Annotated in this window: 1 protein-coding gene; it reads left to right on the plus strand. The window is 58.3% G+C overall.

The window, feature by feature from the left end; all coding sequences use genetic code 11:
- Positions 1–362: 362 nt before the first annotated feature.
- Positions 363–1,390 (plus strand): IS110 family RNA-guided transposase (locus AS26_RS13565; protein ID WP_083516133.1); only part of this gene is annotated, 1,028 nt, incomplete at its 3' end.

Raw genomic sequence — 1,390 nt, forward strand, 5'->3', positions numbered from 1 at the left:
TCGTATGAAATGGTTTAGACCCAGTTCTCCATGAACACACGCGCCAAGCTCAGGGGTTGAGTCGCTGAGGTGTCCCCAGAGACAATGGCCTTAAGCGTAGGGTCCGGGGCAGTTCTGGTTCCTCCTGTCGTCACCTGTTGGGTGAACTTCTCGTGAAGAGTGTTTCCCCGAAGTGGGCGTGTGACCTTTGACTCGCAGGCGGTTCCCCAGCCGTCTCCCTCTCGCATGTCAGCAGCATGCGGGTGTACCCAGGGAGCGACCGGTGAGTTCTCATCACGCGAGGCTGAGGGATACGCCCGCAGCTCGGGGACACCCCAGCGACTCAGATGCCCCACCCTGCCAAGCAGGAGGTGAATCTGACCATGGCATGTCTGTATGTTGGTATCGACCTGGGTCTGAACAACTTCGTCGTGCGCGTCATCGACGAACAAGGCAAACCCGTGTCTGGCACCTTCACCCTCACCAATGACCTGGTGGGCGCCGAAAAGCTTGTGGACAAGCTCTTGGAGTTCCTCGCTTCCACCGGTTCGACACAGCTTCGAATCGGCATGGAAGCCACCAATGTGTACTGGTGGCATTTGCATGAGTTTCTCTCTCAGCATGACGCCCTCCAGCCATTTGACACGGAGATCTATGTCCTCAATCCGTCGCTGGTCGACGGGTTCAAAAAGGCCTACACCAAGTTGCCCAAAACGGACGCCATCGACGCCTGGGTCATCGCGGATAGGCTGCGTTTTGGCGGACTGCGACCCACGCTACCGCAAGACCCGCGCTATGCTGCGCTGCAACGATTGACCCGATTTCGCTACCACCTGGTCCACAATCTCATCCGTGAGAAGAACCGGGCGCTGGGCATGATTTTCCTCAAGTTCTCGCCGCTTTGCGACGACCAGCAGAATCCTTTCAGCGACCCGTTCGGCAAGGCAGCCACCGCTGTGTTGTCCGAACTCACGCCGGATGAAGTCGCAGAACGGCCGCTCGAGGAACTCGCCCAGTTCATCGCGGAGCACGGTAACAATCGGCTGCGTGACCCACAGGCGTTGGCACAGGAACTCAAGCGGCTCGCTCAGCGCGCCTACCGACTGAACCCCACCGTAGCCGACGCGATTGAGATCACCCTGTCAATGACGCTTAGCAACATCCAGTTCCTTCAGCAACAGCTGAAGAAGCTGGACAAGGTCATCGCCCGCCATTTGGCGGCGATTCCTCAGACACTCGATACCGTGCCTGGCATTGGGCCGGTCATTGCAGCTGGCATCGTCTCCGAGATCGGGGACATCTCGCGTTTCGACAACCAAGCTGCCCTCGCGAAATTTGCAGGCTTGACGTGGTCCGTCCATCAGTCAAGCCAATTCCGGGCCGATGACACCAAACTGACGAAGTCAGGAAA

This window comes from Alicyclobacillus sendaiensis NBRC 100866 (genome assembly GCF_001552675.1).
Classification (GTDB): Bacteria; Bacillota; Bacilli; order Alicyclobacillales; family Alicyclobacillaceae; genus Alicyclobacillus; species Alicyclobacillus sendaiensis.